Here is a 14,253-nt window from a genome sequence, read left to right as displayed (position 1 = left end):
GTCTAACCTGGTGGCGTGGCATCGCAGGGTTCTCGTAAGCGCCCGGCCCATTCGGTCGCGGAGCTGGCGGCCGAGGCCCGGGAGACCGACTGGCCCGGGGTCAGGCTCCACATCGTGACCGGCAAGGGCGGCACCGGTAAGACCACCGTCGCCGCCGCCCTGGCGCTGGCCCTGGCCACCGGGGGCCGCCGCACGCTGCTGGCCGAGGTGGAGGGGCGCCAGAGCATCGCCCGGCTGTTCGACCTGCCGCCGCTGCCCTACGAGGAGACCAAGGTGGCGGTCGCGCCCGGCGGCGGTGAGCTGTACGGGCTGGCCGTCGACCCGAAGGCCGCGCTGCTGGACTACCTCGAGATGTTCTACCGCCTGGGCCGGGCCGGCCGGATGCTGGAGCGGATCGGCGCCGTCGACTTCGCCACCACGATCGCCCCCGGGGTACGGGACGTCCTGCTCACCGGCAAGGTCTACGAGGCGGTCCGCCGCCGGGAGACGGTGCGCGGCGGGCGGGCCACCCCCGACGTGGAGCGCCCGGTCTACGACGCCGTGGTGCTGGACGCCCCGCCGACCGGCCGGATCACCCGCTTCCTCAACGTCAACGAGGAGGTGGCCGGTCTGGCCAAGGTCGGCCCGATCCGCAACCAGGCCAACTCGATCATGACCCTGATGCGCTCCGGGCAGACGGCGGTGCACCTGGTCAGCGTGCTGGAGGAGATGCCGGTGCAGGAGACCGCCGACGCGGTGGCCGAACTCGAGGCGATCGGGCTGCCGGTGGGCGGGGTGTTCGTGAACATGGTCCGCGAGCCGTTCCTGCCCCCCGCCGCCCTGGCCGCCGCCACCCAGGGCGAGCTGGACCGGTCCGAGGTTCTGGCCGGGCTGGCCGCCGCCGGGCTCGGCCGCCGCTCCCGGGCCACCGGTAACGACACCTCGCACGCCGCACTGGCCACCGCGCTGCTGGAAGAGGCGGCCGGTCACGGCGCGCGGGTGAGCATGGAGCACACCGAACGCGCCGAACTGCTGGCCCTGGCCCGTCCTCTCTACGAACTGCCCGCCCTGGCCGGGGGGATCGACCTCGGCGCGCTCTACGAGCTGGCCGGGCGTCTGGGCGAGCAGGGCGCCGCATGAGCGCCGCCCCGACGCTGGCCATCGACGAGCTTTTGGACGATCCGCGCACCCGGGTGCTGGTGTGTTGCGGTTCCGGTGGGGTCGGGAAGACGACCACCGCGGCCGCGCTGGGGCTGCGCGCGGCCGAACGCGGCCGCCGCGTCGTGGTGCTCACCATCGACCCGGCCCGTCGCCTGGCCCAGTCGCTCGGCCTGGCCGAGCTGGACAACACCCCCCGTCCGGTGGCTGGGGTGGATGCCTCCTCCGGTGGCACGCTGGACGCGATGATGCTGGACATGAAGCGCACCTTCGACGAGGTGATCGAGGGGCACGCCCCGCCCCAGAAGGCCGCGCAGATCCTGGAGAACCCCTTCTACCAGGCGCTTTCCAGCAGCTTTGCGGGTACCCAGGAGTACATGGCGATGGAGAAGCTGGGGCAGTTGCGGGCCCAGGCCGAGGCCGGCGAGCACGACTGGGACCTGATCGTGGTCGACACCCCGCCCAGCCGCTCGGCCCTGGACTTCCTGGACGCCCCGCAGCGTCTCGGCTCGTTCCTGGACGGCCGGTTCATCCGGATCCTGGGGGCCCCGGCCAAGGCCGGGGGCCGGGCCTACCTGAAGATGATGTCGGCCGCGATCGGCACCGCCACCGGCCTGATGACCAAGATCCTGGGCGCCCAGGTGCTGAAGGACGTGCAGACCTTCGTGGCCGCGCTGGACACCATGTTCGGCGGCTTCCGCGAACGGGCCGACGCCACCTACCGGCTGCTGCAGGCCCCCGGCACGGCCTTCCTGGTGGTGGCCGCGCCCGAGCCGGACGCCCTGCGCGAGGCCTCGTACTTCGTCGACCGACTGGAGGGCGACGGCATGCCGCTGGCCGGGCTGGTGCTCAACCGGGTGCACACCGGGCCCGCCGAGGGGCTCTCGGCCGAGCGCGCGCTGACCGCGGCCGAAGACCTGGACGACGCCCAGGAGCACGCCCTCACCGCCGGGCTGCTGCGCATCCACGCCGACCGGATGCGGCTGAGCGAGCGGGAGAAGTCGGTGGCCAGCCGGTTCACCCAGGCGCACCCCGACGTCGCAGTGGTCCGGGTGCCGGCCCGGCCCCAGGACGTGCACGATCTGACCGGTCTGCGCGGGGTCGGGGCCGATCTGGCCGGGGCCGACGAACCGGCCTACTCCCGCTGACCCCTCGTTCGAGCACCACCAAAACCGCGGCGCCCGGGCAGAGATCCGCAGATCTCCCCCGGGCAGGCGGTGACGAGGCCGGACCAGCCGGACTCAGCCGACCTTGACGGCCGCTTCCTCGTTCAGCAGGTCGATGATCCGGACCTGCTGGGAACGCGCGGTCTCCAGCAGCCGACGCCACGACTGCACGTTCGGGCGACGGCGGAGCAGCGCACGGCGCTCCCGCTCGGTCATCCCGCCCCACACCCCGAACTCGATCTTGTGATCCAGAGCGTCCGAAAGGCACTCGGTCCGCACCGGGCATGACATGCAGACCAACTTGGCCCGGTTCTGTGCCGCCCCCTGGACGAACAGTGCATCAGGGTCGCTCTTGCGGCAAGCACCCTGAGTTGCCCACTGGTTCACCGTCACACTCATTTCCCTCGGCCCTCCCTGGACCCCCGTGGATCCACGCTCACCCCCGAGCCGAACCCCTCTGCTGATGACGGTAGGTGAGCAACGACAACGCCAATAAGGGCCGGATGGATGAATCAGTATCGGCCGAAGTGACGATGAGTTACTCTGTGCAACCGTTTCACTACAGATAGTGCCGGATTGAGAGATCGTTTCGCTTGCCTGGCAGTGCTTCTGAGTGACCGCGTCGTCATTGACCCGACCCGTCCGTCACAGCTCATTGACCAGCGAACATTCCGCGCGCAAAGTTCAACTTGCCCCTCCCGGACATCTCTGCACTGACGATCGTTCCTACTGGCGCTTTCGTTACGCCACCCTTTCGGGCTCTTAAGGAAGTCATATGGCCCGCCGAGGATCCTGGGTTCGAATCATTCGGATGCGTCAAGGTCGAGTCACGCAGAGCAACAAGTAATACGTCTCGGCCCTCGCGGTGCAGCGCCAGGCCAGTGAGCTCCGGCACCTGCCGGCCCCCGAACCGCGGCGCGACGTGCTGAGGGCCGCCGGACATCGGCGTGACAACCGCTTTGTCCCTGTCCAGGAGCGGGAAAGTGGCCACAGGACGCCGTATTAAGGTGGCGAGCATGTCGCCGGCACCCACCCCCAAAAATGTCCTGGGTCTGCTCGGCGCCTTCACGGTGACGAGTCTGGTGGCGGGCGTTCTCGCGGCCGGGCTCGCGGTCCCCGCGATCGGCGCCACGGGCCTGGCCTCCAACAGCGCGATCGACGCGTTCAACGCCCTGCCCAGCGAGCTGGAGAACACGCAGGTCTCGGCCAGCACCCGGGTGCTGGCCTCGGACGGTTCGCTGATCGCGACCTTCTACGACGAGAACCGCGACCCGGTCGAGCTGGACCAGATCTCGAAGTACATGCAGGACGCCGTCGTGGCGATCGAGGACGAACGGTTCTACGAGCACGGCGGTGTCGACACCAAGGGCCTGCTGCGGGCGCTGGTGGCCAACCAGGTCTCCGGCGGGGTCTCGCAGGGCGCCTCCACGCTCACCCAGCAGCTGGTGAAGAACACCCTGAAGGACACGGCGCACGCGGCCGGCGACGCGGAGGCCTACGAGGCGGCCGAGGAGCAGACCAACTCCCGCAAGCTGCGCGAGATCCGGCTGGCCACCGCCCTCGAGAAGAAGATGTCCAAGCAGGAGATCCTCGAGGGCTACCTGAACATCGCCTGGTTCGGCGGGCAGACCAACGGGGTCGAGGCCGCGGCGAAGTACTACTTCGGCACCAGCGCCAAGAAGCTCACTCTGCCCCAGGCGGCGATGCTGGCCGGGATGATCCAGTCCCCGCCGCAGTACAACATCGCCAAGAAGGAACAGCAGGAGAAGGCGCTCAACCGCCGCAACACCGTGCTGGCCAAGATGCTGCAGCAGGGCAAGATCACCCAGGCCGAGCACGACGAGGCGGTCGACACCCCACTGAAGCCGAACATCACCCCGACCTACCAGGGCTGCGCCAACGCCGGCGTCCGGGCGTACTTCTGCGACTACGTCTACAACGTGATCACCAAGGGCAACGGTTTCAAGGCGCTGGGCAAGACCGTGGAGGACCGGGAGGCGGCGCTCAAGCGCGGCGGTTACACGATCCGCACCACGCTCGACCCGAAGATCCTCAAGGCCGGCTGGAAGGCCGTGAAGGACGCGATCCCGCCGAACGACTCCAGCAACGTGGCCACTGCCTCGGTGACCGTGGAGCCGGGCACCGGCAAGGTGCTGTCGATGATCCAGAACAAGTACTACAGCACCAAGAAGGGCCGGAAGAACACCACGATCAACTACTCCACCGACTACAAGTACGGTGGCTCCTCCGGCTTCCTCACCGGCTCCACGTTCAAGCCGGTGGTGCTGGCCACCTGGCTCAAGGCCGGGCACTCGCTGAACGCCTCGATCAACGGCTCGGCCGGCAGCGTGCCGGTCAACTCGTTCAAGAGCTGCGGCTCGAACCTCCAGTCCAGCGAGATCTGGAACTTCCAGAACTCCAGCGGCGAGAGCGGCAACGGGAACATGAGCGTCTGGGACGCCACCGCCAACTCGGTGAACGGCGCCTACATCCGGATGGAACAGCAGCTCGACCTGTGCGACGTGCGGGAGATGGCCGAGGCCCTGGGCATGCACCAGGCGGCCCCGGTCGAGGTGGGCGGCAAGAAGACCACGAAGCTGCCGGACACCATCCCCTCGATCGTGCTCGGCACGATCAACCAGTCGCCGTTGACCATGGCCAACGCCTACGCCACGTTCGCCTCGGGCGGTAAGTACTGCACGCCGATCGTGGTGACCTCGATCAAGGACCGCAACGGCAAGAAGGTCAAGATCCCGAAGACCAACTGCAAGCAGACGGTCGACCCGGAGGTCGCCAACACCACCACCCTGGGCCTGAGCCGGGCCCTGATCAACGGCACGGCCCGCAGCACCGGCCCGCTCTCCAGCGGCCAGAAGGCCTCGGGCAAGACCGGTACCACGAACGACTCGATGGACACCTGGTTCGTGGGCTACACCCCGCAGCTGTCCACCTCGGTGTGGGTCGGGCCCGAGTTCGTTAACGGCAAGCGCGAGAACATGCAGGGCATCACGATCGGCGGCAGCTACTACGGCAACGTCTACGGTGGGACGTTCGCGGCGCCGATCTGGAAGGACATCATGGAGAAGGCGCTGGAGGGCACGGAGGTCAAGGACTTCCCGGAGGCCGACAGCAGCCTGCTCGAGACCCCGATGTCCGACATCCCGGGCGTGGTCGGCAAGAGCCCGGAAGAGGCCCGCAGCATCCTGGAGCAGGCCGGCTTCACCGTCGAGCAGAGCGATCAGCCGGAGACGTCCGACCAGCCGGCCGGCACCGTCGCCCGCACCGACCCCTCCGGCCGGACCAGCACCGGCAGCACCGTCACCCTCTACCTGAGCTCCGGCCCGGGTGAGGAACAGCCCGAACAGGACGGCGACCAGGACAACGGCGACGGCGAGATCGAGATCCCCTCGATCCCCGACAACCCGTTCGACCCGAACCCGTGACCTGAGCCAGCCGGAAACGCCGAAGGCCGGGAGTCCGTACGGACTCCCGGCCTTCGCTGTTCGTGCGGTGATCAGGCCTCGAGCTGGGCCTTCACCTCGGCGGCGACCCGGCCGCCCTCGGCCCGGCCGGCGACGCGGCCGCGCACGGCCTTCATCACCAGGCCCATCGCCGCCTTACCCGACTTACCGCTCGCGGTCGCGTTCGCGACCTCCTCGGCCACCAGCGTCTTCAGTTCCTCTTCGGACAACTGCTGGGGCAGGTAGTCGGCCAGCACCGCCAGCTCGGCGCGCTCCTTCTCGGCCAGCTCCGGCCGGGCCGCCTCGTCGTAGGCGGTGGCGGCCTCGCGGCGCTTCTTGGCCTCCCGGCTCAGGACCGTGGTGACCTCCTCCTCGGAGAGCTCACGGGCCACGGTGCCGGACACCTCCTCGGCCTTGACCGCGGTCATGACCATCCGGATGGTGCTGGAACGGATGGCGTCGCGGGCCTTCATCGCAGTGGTGAGGTCGGAACGCAGGCGGGCCTTGAGGCCGGTCGAGGAGTCGGACATGAGGCCATCCTCGCACCAGTCAAGAGCGACACCCGCATCAATTACCTCCGGCCAGGGCCGCCCGGGAGATCCCCAGGGCCGCCCGGAGCAGGCCGAGGTGCTCGTCGACGTCGCCCAGGCCCATCCCGCCGGTGCTCAGCGAGAGGTGCGTCGCCCCCAGCCGGGCCCAGCCGGTGACGAACGAGGTCCAGCCGGAGCGGGGCACCCGGGCCAGGTCGAGCGTGGGCTCGATGCCGATGTCGGAGACCGCCCGGCCGGCGGTGTGGGCCCGCGCCCGGATCAGCCGGATCAGCCCGGCGCTCTCCTGATCGGGCATCCGCTGCGGGAACCAGCCGTCGCCCAGTGCTCCGATCCGGTGAAGCGTGCGCTCGGACTCGCCGCCGATCCAGACCGGCACACTGCCCCGCACCGGACGCGGGTTGATGCCCGCCTCGTGAACGCCGTACCAGTCGCCGTGGAAGGTCACGACCGGGTCGGCCCACAACGCGCGCAGCAGCCGGATCTGCTCGGAAATGCGGGCCCCACGGTCGGAGAACTCCTCGCCCAGAGCCTCGTACTCCACGGGGTTCGAGCCCACCCCGACGCCCAGGCGCAGTCTGCCTCCGCTGAGTACGTCCACCTCGGCCGCCTGCTTGGCCACCAGAACGGGCTGCCGCTGCGGCAGCACGGCGACCGCGGTGACCAGCTCGACCGAGGTGGTGAGACCGGCGAGATAGCCCAGCAGCACGAAGATCTCGTGGAACTTGTCCTGGCTGGTGTAGCCGTTCCGGCCGGGTCGGCCGACCGGGCCCACTCCGACGACGTGGTCGTTGAGCACCAGATGGTCGACCCCGTACTGCTCGGCGCCGGTGGCCCAGCGCGCGATCTCTTCCGGGACAGCAGGAATCTCGGTGGACGGGAACACAGCGCCGAACCGCATCATCACTCCGGGTGGTGGATGGAGCGGACGTGCGCCGATGTCCGTCGTCATGAAGTTGTCTCGACCGATGAAGAGTATTGCCGGTGCAGGCATTCTGCGGGGGCCAAATACCTTGAGGACGTTTGTCAGCGGCAGTTCGGTGCCTGCGCACGGCCCCTCGCCTACTTCTCCGTACCGGGCGAAGCGGTCCGGTGGACCTGCGAGGATGTCCGAATGCGCCCATCCGTGAAGCTTCCTCTCGCCGCGCTGGCCGTCGGTGCCGCCGGTCTCGGTTACTCGCTCGCCGAGGCGCGGGCCTATACCCTGCGGCGCTTCAGCGTGCCGGTGCTGCCCGCGGGAAGCTCACCGCTGCGCGTGCTCTGCCTCTCCGACCTGCACCTGGTGCCGAACCAGACGAAGAAGCTGGAGTGGGTGCGCGGGCTGGCCGCGCTCGAGCCGGACCTGGTGGTCAGCACGGGCGACAACCTGGCCCACATGGAGGCGGTGCCGGCCGTGCTGCGGGCCCACGAGCACCTGCTCAAGCTGCCCGGCGTGTTCGTGCTCGGCTCGAACGACTACTTCGCCCCCAAGCCCAAGAACCCGGCGCGCTACCTGCTGCCCTACGGCGGCAAGAAGCGCATCCACGGCAACCGGCTGCCCACCTCCGAACTCGTCGACGGCTTCCGCGAGGGCGGCTGGATCGACCTGAACAACCGGCGCGAGCAGCTCAAGATCAACGACCTGCGGCTGGAGTTCGTCGGCACCGACGACCCGCACATCAAGCGCGACCGCTACGCCGAGGTGGCCGCCCCGGCCGATCCCACGGCCTCCCTGACGATCGGCGTCACCCACGCGCCGTACCTGCGGGTGCTGGACGCGATGACGGCCGACGGCGCGGGCCTGATCCTGGCCGGGCACACCCACGGCGGCCAGCTCTGCATCCCGGGGGTAGGCGCGCTGACCACGAACTGCGACCTGGACCGCCCCCGGGCCAAGGGCGTCTCCCGCTACCCCGGCGACGGCACCGACCCCAGCGACGCCTGGATGCACGTCAGCGCGGGCCTGGGCACCTCTCCGTACACCCCGGTGCGGTTCGCCTGCCGCCCCGAGGCCACGCTGCTGACCCTCACCGCAGTCGGCTGAACTGAGGCGTCGGTCTCTTCCCGCGCTGTCGGCCGGATCCGATTTCAGAGTTGGCCGTCCTGTCGGGTAGAGTTACCGACGCTCCACCGGGGTGTGGCGCAGCTTGGTAGCGCGCTTCGTTCGGGACGAAGAGGCCGCAGGTTCAAATCCTGTCACCCCGACGGTGCAGTAAAGGTCGAGAGGCCGGTCCAGCGAAAGCTGGACCGGCCTCTCGGGCGTTTGCCGCCTCTGTCCGGTCGGCGAACCACCGGGTCCCCCCATTCGAGGAGTACGGCGATGACGGCCGATGACAGACCGGTCCGGACGTTGCTGGTGGACAACTACGACTCCTACACCTACAACCTCTTCCAGTTGCTGGCCGTGGCGAACGGGGTTGCGCCTACGGTGGTACGCAACGACGAGGCCGACTGGGCCGAGATCGTCGGGCAGGCAGGCTTCGACAACATCGTCATCTCCCCCGGTCCGGGGCGTCCGGAACACCCGGACGACTTCGGCCTCTCGGCCGCAGCCATTGCCTGGGCCCGGGCCGAGCAACTGCCCCTGCTGGGCATCTGTCTGGGGCACCAGGGCCTTGCCGTGGCCTACGGAGGCCGGACCCGGCCCGCGCCGCGCGTGATGCACGGCCAGCTCAGCCGGGTTCGTCATGAGGGCGGGCTGCTGGCCGGCATTCCTCAGGACTTCGAGGCAGTGCGGTACCACTCGCTGGCCGTGCCCGAGCCCTTGCCGAACGGTCTCCGGGCGACGGCCTGGGCCGAGGACGGCACGGTGATGGCGCTGGAAGCCACCGACGCTCCGCTCTTCGGCGTCCAGTTCCACCCCGAGTCGATCCTTACCGGGCCCGGCCGGCAGATCATCGAGAACTTCCGGGATCTCACGCCGCGGCGAGGCCCGGCCGTGGTCGCCGGAAAAGAGCTTCCACCAATGGACGAGGAGCCAACTCGGCTGCGGCTGACCACCCGCCGCATCTCCGGCCCGGTCGATGCCGAACTGCTGTTCGCCGAACTGCGCAGCGGGCAGAACTTTCCGGCCGTCTGGCTGGACAGTGCAAAGGCCGGACCGGACTCGGGCCGGTTCTCCTACCTGGTCTGCGGGCCGGGCGGACCGCTGCACGAGAGCGTCACCCAGGTGGGCGAGGACACACTCCGGATCGGCGATGCCACCGGCGAACGTCTGCTGCACGCCGATCTTTTCGAGTATCTACGCACTCGGCTGAAGTCACTCAGCATCTCCGGGGACGAAGATCTGCCGTTCGACTTCACCGGCGGCTACGTGGGCTGCCTGGGTTACGAGTGCCCGGCCGACCCCGCGACCTCGAGCCCTTACCGATCCCCCCAGCCACCCGCCGCCCTTCTCTTCGCAGACCGAGTGGTCGTGCTCGACCACGTGCGCAACGACGTCCATCTGCTCGCTCTCGACCTACCCGGCCACCCGGCCGCGGCCACTTCCGCATGGATCGAGAGCACCACCGAACTGATCAGGAGCCTGCCCGGCCGGCATCTGCCTGCCCTCGGCGAGCAGCCTCGGGCCGTCGCCCACCCGACGCGGGGGCGGGCCCAGTACCTGAAGGACATCGCCGTCGTCCGTGGTTTTCTCGAAGCGGGCGAAACCTACGAAGCCTGCCTCACCACACGGTTCGAGGTTGCTTCCACAGCATCGCCTTTCGCCGTCTACCGGCAGTTGCGGCAGCTGAATCCCGCTCCTTACGCGGCTTTTCTGGACTTCGGCGACTTCTGCATCTCTTCGTCGTCGCCCGAGCGCTTTCTGCGGATCGACCGCTCGGGCCGGGTCAGCGCCAAACCGATCAAGGGAACCCGTCGACGCAGTTCCGATACTGACGAAGACCGTTCTCTGGCGGTCGAACTCGAGGGTGATCCGAAGGAACGTGCGGAGAATCTGATGATCGTGGATCTGCTGCGCAACGACCTCGGACGGGTGTGCAGACCGGGTTCCGTAGTGGTTCCCCGCCTGATGCATGTCGAAACGTACAGCACCGTGCACCAACTGGTCTCGACCGTCGAGGGCGACCTGGCCGCAGGCCTTACTGCCGTGGACTGCGTGCGCGCGGCCTTCCCGGGCGGCTCGATGACCGGCGCTCCGAAGGTCCGCACGATGCGCATCCTGCGCGAGCTGGAGGGGACGGCGCGAGGGGTCTACTCCGGTGCCATCGGCTACTTCGGGGTGAACGGCACGGCCGACCTGAGCATTGTGATCCGCACCCTGGTGCACGCGGACGGGAAGGTGAGCGTGGGGGCGGGCGGGGCCATCACGGTGCTTTCCGATCCGGAGCAGGAGTGGAGCGAGGTCCGGCTCAAGGCGGCTGCGGTGCTGCGCGCGGTCAACGCCGTGCCCGGCGACGAACGCCCCCAGTAGGCTGCCCGACGGAAACCCGCTGGCGCGCTGCCGGGCGTCCTGTCACCCTGAGCGGGCGGGGAATGGACGCCGACCTCGAAGGAGAGTCTTCATGACGTCTGACAATGACAACCAGGTCAGCTCTGACACCAAGCGCAAGTTCCGCGAGGCCCTGGAGCGCAAGCACGCCAACGGCGGGCTGCACCGAGGCGAGCACCAGGGCAACGGCAAGGTGGGTGGATCCCACGGCGCCGAGACCTCTGGGGCGCAGCAGATGTTCCGGCGCAAGTCCGGTTCGTAGGCTCGTCGGCCCGGCGCCGTCTACGGGGTTCGCCCCGCAGGCGGCGCTTTCGTCTGCCGGGCGCTGTGAGGGCACGCGTTACGATCCCCGTCCGAGACCGCCGAACGGGAGAACCGGATGATTCGCAACGTCGTGATGGGCCGGCTCAAGCCCGGGGCCGACGTCGACCGGCTCGACGAGGGCTTGGCCGGCATCGTCGGGCTGAAGATCGAGGGCATGACCGACGTGAAGGTGGGCCGCGACGCGGGGCTGCGCGCGGGCAACTGGGACTTCACGATCACCGCCGACTTCGCCGACGTGGCTGCCTACCGGGCGTACGACGAGGACGAGGAGCACAACCGGCTGCGCCGGGAGATCTTCGGGCCGCTGTCGGAAGAGATCGCCCGGATCCAGATCGAGTTCTGAGGCCATGGTTCAGGCCCGGGCCGGGACGTTCTGGGTGACCGTACGTACCGCCCGGGCCTGCACCGATGACTTCTCAGGGCTGGGCCGGCCCGCCCTCGTCACGTAACCGGGCCAGCCTGCTCAGCGGGGCCAGGAACTCCCGGACCAGCGGCTGGTCGCCAGCCTGTCGGCGCGCCGTTGCGCACGGGTAGACCGTGCCGCAGCACGCGCAGAAGCCCCCCACGGGCCGATGGTCGACCGGCCCTGCATCTAGGCGGTGGCCGCCGGGTTCCCCGGACCGTCGGGGTCGTTCCCGCTGCTGGGGTTGCCCCGGCCACTCAGGCTGGTTTCGCTGCCCTGGTTGCCGCGGTCCTGTGGACGATGACGCCTCCGGATTCGCCGCCGGACGGGTCGAGGTGGCCATCAGACCACCGCCGTGAGTTCGCGGACCGACGAGTCGCCCAGCCGGTACTCCGTGGTGCAGCCGATGGCCACGTAGGTGGAGCCGTACTGGGCGGACCAGACCAGGTCGTCCACCGCGAGCCGGGTGCCGCGGGGATGGATGACCCATTCCCGCAACTGCTCGCGATCGATCACCGCCAGAGCGCGGGAACCGAACCGGGCGGTCACCGTTTCCGGAGCCAATTCCAGTTCGAGTATTCCGATCGACCAGTCCCGGGCATTGCGCAGATCGACCTCGATCCTGCCGACCCACTCCCCGGTTCCGGGTCTTTCGCCTTTCCGAGCCGCTTGCGTCTGCATGGGTGTGAACCCCCGTCATTGGCATTGACCGATGCAAACAGCGCACCGGGCTCCCCCCGCCAATCCTTACCATCGACCGATCATCGCCCCCACTTCAACGTAACGTTTTGTGACGGCCTGAGTGTGACGTCATTCGATACGCCCGGTTTGCTACTCGCCCGTCGAATCCCGGCGGTGAAACACTCCCGGCCATGAGTGGTGGGTCGGGGATGGGACGCCGGTCGCTGGGCCGGCAACTCCGGAGACTGCGGGAAAAGGCCGGAAAGAAACCCGAGGACGTGCGGTCGGTGGGTTCCCGGCAGAAGATCTGGCGGATGGAGGCCGGGAAAGGCCCCTACAAGTACGCCGACGTCCGCGCCCTGTGCTTCATGTACGGCGTCGACGAGATCACCACCGACCGGCTCACCGACCTGGCCGGTAAGGCCGACCAGGAAAACATCTGGGAAGACTTCAACGACCTGCTGCTGCCCGGTTTCGGGCTCTATCTGGACCTCGAGCAGGCCGCCTCGGCGCTGTACACCTATGACGCGGAGTTGATTCACGGACTGCTGCAGACCGCTTCGTACCACGAGAGCATCACCTTGGGTGAAGGAATGGACGAGGCCGGCCGGAATCGGGCGGCGGGATTACGCAGGGCGAGAATGGACAGTGCTTTCAGCGGCCGCTCGCCCCTGTCGATCACCGCCGTGTTCGGGGAATCGGCGCTGCACCGGATCATCGGTTCCCCCTCGGTGATGGCCGGGCAAATGCGCTATCTTCGTGAACTGACCGAGGAAAAGGCCAACATCGAGGTTCGGATACTGCCCTGGTCCGCCGGGGCACACCCGGGTTTACGCAGTGGGCCCTTCACCCTGCTCGAATTCTCCGAACCGGACACCGACGTGGTCTATCTGGAGTCGCAGACAGACGCCCGGTACCTGGAAAAGGAAAACAAGCTCCGCGCGTACCGGAACGTCTGGGCAAGGCTCATGCAGATGTCCGTCCGACTCGAGGAGTACCCGACATGAGTACACAGACCCCTTGGATCAAGGCTCAGGCCAGCGGCGGCGGAAGTCAGTGCGTGGAGATGCGGCGAAGTGGGCCGAGCGTCGAGGTGCGCGACACCAAGGCGCGCGGTGCGGGCCCGACCCTGCGGTTCAGCCCGGGTGAGTTCTCGGCCTGGGTCGAAGCGGCCAAGAGCGGCGAGCTCGACGGCCTGAGCGGCTGAGCAGTCCAGAACCGGTCGGCCGGAGGGTGGGGCCCCACCCTCCGGCACTACCCGTTCCGCCCCCGTCCGAAACCTCGAACACCGCACTCCTGCTGCACCTCTGGTGATCACAGGAGGTAGCCGGGCGGGCGACCTACTTGTCGAACTTCTTGCTGCGGGGCAGACCGTTGACGCCGCGCAGCCCCACCTTGCCGATGCAGAAGGCGCAGCCGACGCAGTCTCGGCAGCCGATGCAGAACGCGCACCCCACACAGTTGCGGCAACCGACGCAGGCGAACGTGCCGATGCAGCGGTGGATGCCGATCCCGAGCAGGGTGGCCACGCTCATCAGCACGCCGACGCTGCCGCTGGCGCCGATGCTGCCCGCCACCCCGGCACTGCCGCTCACCGCAATGCTGCCCGCCACGCCCGCGCTGCCCGCCACGGCCACACTTCCGGCCACCCCGGCCGCGCCCGCTACTGCGGCGCTGCCGGAGACGCCGGCGGAACCCGATACTCCGGTGCTGCCGGCCACTCCGGCGCTGCCCGAAACACCCGTGCTGCCCGCCACGCCAGAGCTGCGGGTGACGCCGGCGCTCCCCGCTACCCCAGCGCTGTGTGTGACACCGGCACTGCCGGCTACCCCGGCCGCGTTGCTCACTCCGGCGCTGTGCTTCACCCCCTCCACCGCATCCATGCTCCCCGCTCCCTCAACCGCGCTGCCTCCCGCTCCCTTGGCCGCACCACCCACCTCAGCCTCGCGCTGCACCGCGTCGGCACCTTCGGCCTCGTCGTTCCCCATCGCGTCCGCCTCTCGCTCGTGCCGGTTGCTGCCGGCCCACCGCCCTGGTTCAGAACGTGGCCGGTCGCCGTCGGTCGTGCTGCCGGTCGTGCGTGCCCAGCATTGCCGACGCTCTCGGCCCCGCTCAAGGGCGG

At 68.9% G+C, this 14,253-nt stretch carries 15 protein-coding genes and 1 tRNA gene; 10 read left to right on the top strand and 6 right to left on the bottom strand.

The annotated features are described in order from the left end of the window. The first annotated feature begins 63 nt into the window (after positions 1 to 63). Together bagA and bagB are read left to right on the top strand one after the other, a co-directional pair. On the top strand, positions 64 to 1,119 hold the full coding sequence (bagA, locus tag QSK18_RS05790; RefSeq protein ID WP_269809994.1) for an ATPase BagA: 1,056 nt from the start codon (positions 64 to 66) through the stop codon (positions 1,117 to 1,119). Further along, positions 1,116 to 2,285 carry an ATPase BagB gene (gene bagB, locus QSK18_RS05785; protein WP_285616956.1) on the top strand — a complete coding sequence of 390 codons (1,170 nt, stop codon included), beginning with the start codon at positions 1,116 to 1,118 and terminating at the stop codon, positions 2,283 to 2,285. Before bagA ends, bagB begins: the two co-directional genes overlap by 4 nt. A 93-nt stretch (positions 2,286 to 2,378) precedes the next feature. Here bagB and QSK18_RS05780 read toward each other — a convergent pair whose 3' ends face one another. Then, complete coding sequence (locus tag QSK18_RS05780) at positions 2,379 to 2,702, bottom strand: WhiB family transcriptional regulator (protein ID WP_232810328.1); 324 nt, start codon at positions 2,700 to 2,702, stop codon at positions 2,379 to 2,381. Between the two features lie 617 nt (positions 2,703 to 3,319). On the opposite strand from QSK18_RS05780, the gene QSK18_RS05775 reads away from it, so the two are divergent. After that, positions 3,320 to 5,746, top strand: coding sequence for a penicillin-binding protein (locus tag QSK18_RS05775; RefSeq protein WP_232810329.1), 2,427 nt, complete (start codon positions 3,320 to 3,322; stop codon positions 5,744 to 5,746). Positions 5,747 to 5,817: 71 nt separating this feature from the next. Here QSK18_RS05775 and QSK18_RS05770 read toward each other — a convergent pair whose 3' ends face one another. Further along, on the bottom strand, positions 5,818 to 6,294 hold the full coding sequence (locus tag QSK18_RS05770) for a GatB/YqeY domain-containing protein (RefSeq protein ID WP_232810330.1): 477 nt from the start codon (positions 6,292 to 6,294) through the stop codon (positions 5,818 to 5,820). Positions 6,295 to 6,331: 37 nt separating this feature from the next. Next, positions 6,332 to 7,213 carry an LLM class F420-dependent oxidoreductase gene (locus QSK18_RS05765; protein ID WP_232810331.1) on the bottom strand — a complete coding sequence of 294 codons (882 nt, stop codon included), beginning with the start codon at positions 7,211 to 7,213 and terminating at the stop codon, positions 6,332 to 6,334. A 213-nt stretch (positions 7,214 to 7,426) separates the two neighbouring features. On the opposite strand from QSK18_RS05765, the gene QSK18_RS05760 reads away from it, so the two are divergent. The 5 genes from QSK18_RS05760 to QSK18_RS05740 all read left to right on the top strand — a co-directional run bounded on the left by QSK18_RS05760 (position 7,427) and on the right by QSK18_RS05740 (position 11,390). Continuing rightward, positions 7,427 to 8,335: a metallophosphoesterase gene (locus tag QSK18_RS05760; protein WP_232810332.1), complete on the top strand. Its 909-nt coding sequence runs from the start codon at positions 7,427 to 7,429 to the stop codon at positions 8,333 to 8,335. Positions 8,336 to 8,422: 87 nt separating this feature from the next. Continuing rightward, a tRNA-Pro gene (locus tag QSK18_RS05755) sits at positions 8,423 to 8,496 on the top strand. Between the two features lie 115 nt (positions 8,497 to 8,611). Then, a complete protein-coding gene (pabB, locus tag QSK18_RS05750; RefSeq protein ID WP_285616950.1) occupies positions 8,612 to 10,705 on the top strand; it encodes an aminodeoxychorismate synthase component I in 2,094 nt (697 codons plus the stop codon). 91 nt (positions 10,706 to 10,796) lie between these two features. Next, entirely contained in the window at positions 10,797 to 10,985 is a 189-nt protein-coding gene (locus tag QSK18_RS05745; RefSeq protein ID WP_232810430.1) for a DUF5302 domain-containing protein, read from the top strand. A 117-nt stretch (positions 10,986 to 11,102) separates the two neighbouring features. After that, on the top strand, positions 11,103 to 11,390 hold the full coding sequence (locus QSK18_RS05740) for a Dabb family protein (protein WP_285616948.1): 288 nt from the start codon (positions 11,103 to 11,105) through the stop codon (positions 11,388 to 11,390). Between the two features lie 73 nt (positions 11,391 to 11,463). Here the strand turns inward: QSK18_RS05740 and QSK18_RS05735 are convergent, their stop codons facing one another. Continuing rightward, on the bottom strand, positions 11,464 to 11,613 hold the full coding sequence (locus QSK18_RS05735) for a hypothetical protein (protein ID WP_232810432.1): 150 nt from the start codon (positions 11,611 to 11,613) through the stop codon (positions 11,464 to 11,466). Between the two features lie 179 nt (positions 11,614 to 11,792). Further along, complete coding sequence (locus QSK18_RS05730; RefSeq protein ID WP_232810433.1) at positions 11,793 to 12,131, bottom strand: hypothetical protein; 339 nt, start codon at positions 12,129 to 12,131, stop codon at positions 11,793 to 11,795. A 191-nt stretch (positions 12,132 to 12,322) separates the two neighbouring features. On the opposite strand from QSK18_RS05730, the gene QSK18_RS05725 reads away from it, so the two are divergent. Both QSK18_RS05725 and QSK18_RS05720 read left to right on the top strand, forming a co-directional pair. Beyond that, on the top strand, positions 12,323 to 13,138 hold the full coding sequence (locus tag QSK18_RS05725; RefSeq protein ID WP_352396468.1) for a helix-turn-helix domain-containing protein: 816 nt from the start codon (positions 12,323 to 12,325) through the stop codon (positions 13,136 to 13,138). Continuing rightward, positions 13,135 to 13,338 (top strand): DUF397 domain-containing protein, encoded by a 204-nt coding sequence (locus QSK18_RS05720; protein WP_232810434.1) that lies wholly within the window; start codon positions 13,135 to 13,137, stop codon positions 13,336 to 13,338. The genes QSK18_RS05725 and QSK18_RS05720 overlap by 4 nt, the downstream gene beginning before the upstream one ends. Positions 13,339 to 13,471: 133 nt before the next feature. Here the strand turns inward: QSK18_RS05720 and QSK18_RS05715 are convergent, their stop codons facing one another. Beyond that, complete coding sequence (locus tag QSK18_RS05715; RefSeq protein ID WP_285616946.1) at positions 13,472 to 14,119, bottom strand: hypothetical protein; 648 nt, start codon at positions 14,117 to 14,119, stop codon at positions 13,472 to 13,474. Between the last annotated feature and the right edge of the window lie 134 nt (positions 14,120 to 14,253).

Origin of the sequence: Kineosporia sp. NBRC 101677, assembly GCF_030269265.1 — a bacterium.
GTDB lineage: Bacteria > Actinomycetota > Actinomycetes > Actinomycetales > Kineosporiaceae > Kineosporia > Kineosporia rhizophila.
Note: the sequence above shows the minus strand (reverse complement) of the source record. Positions and strands in the feature narration are given on the sequence as shown.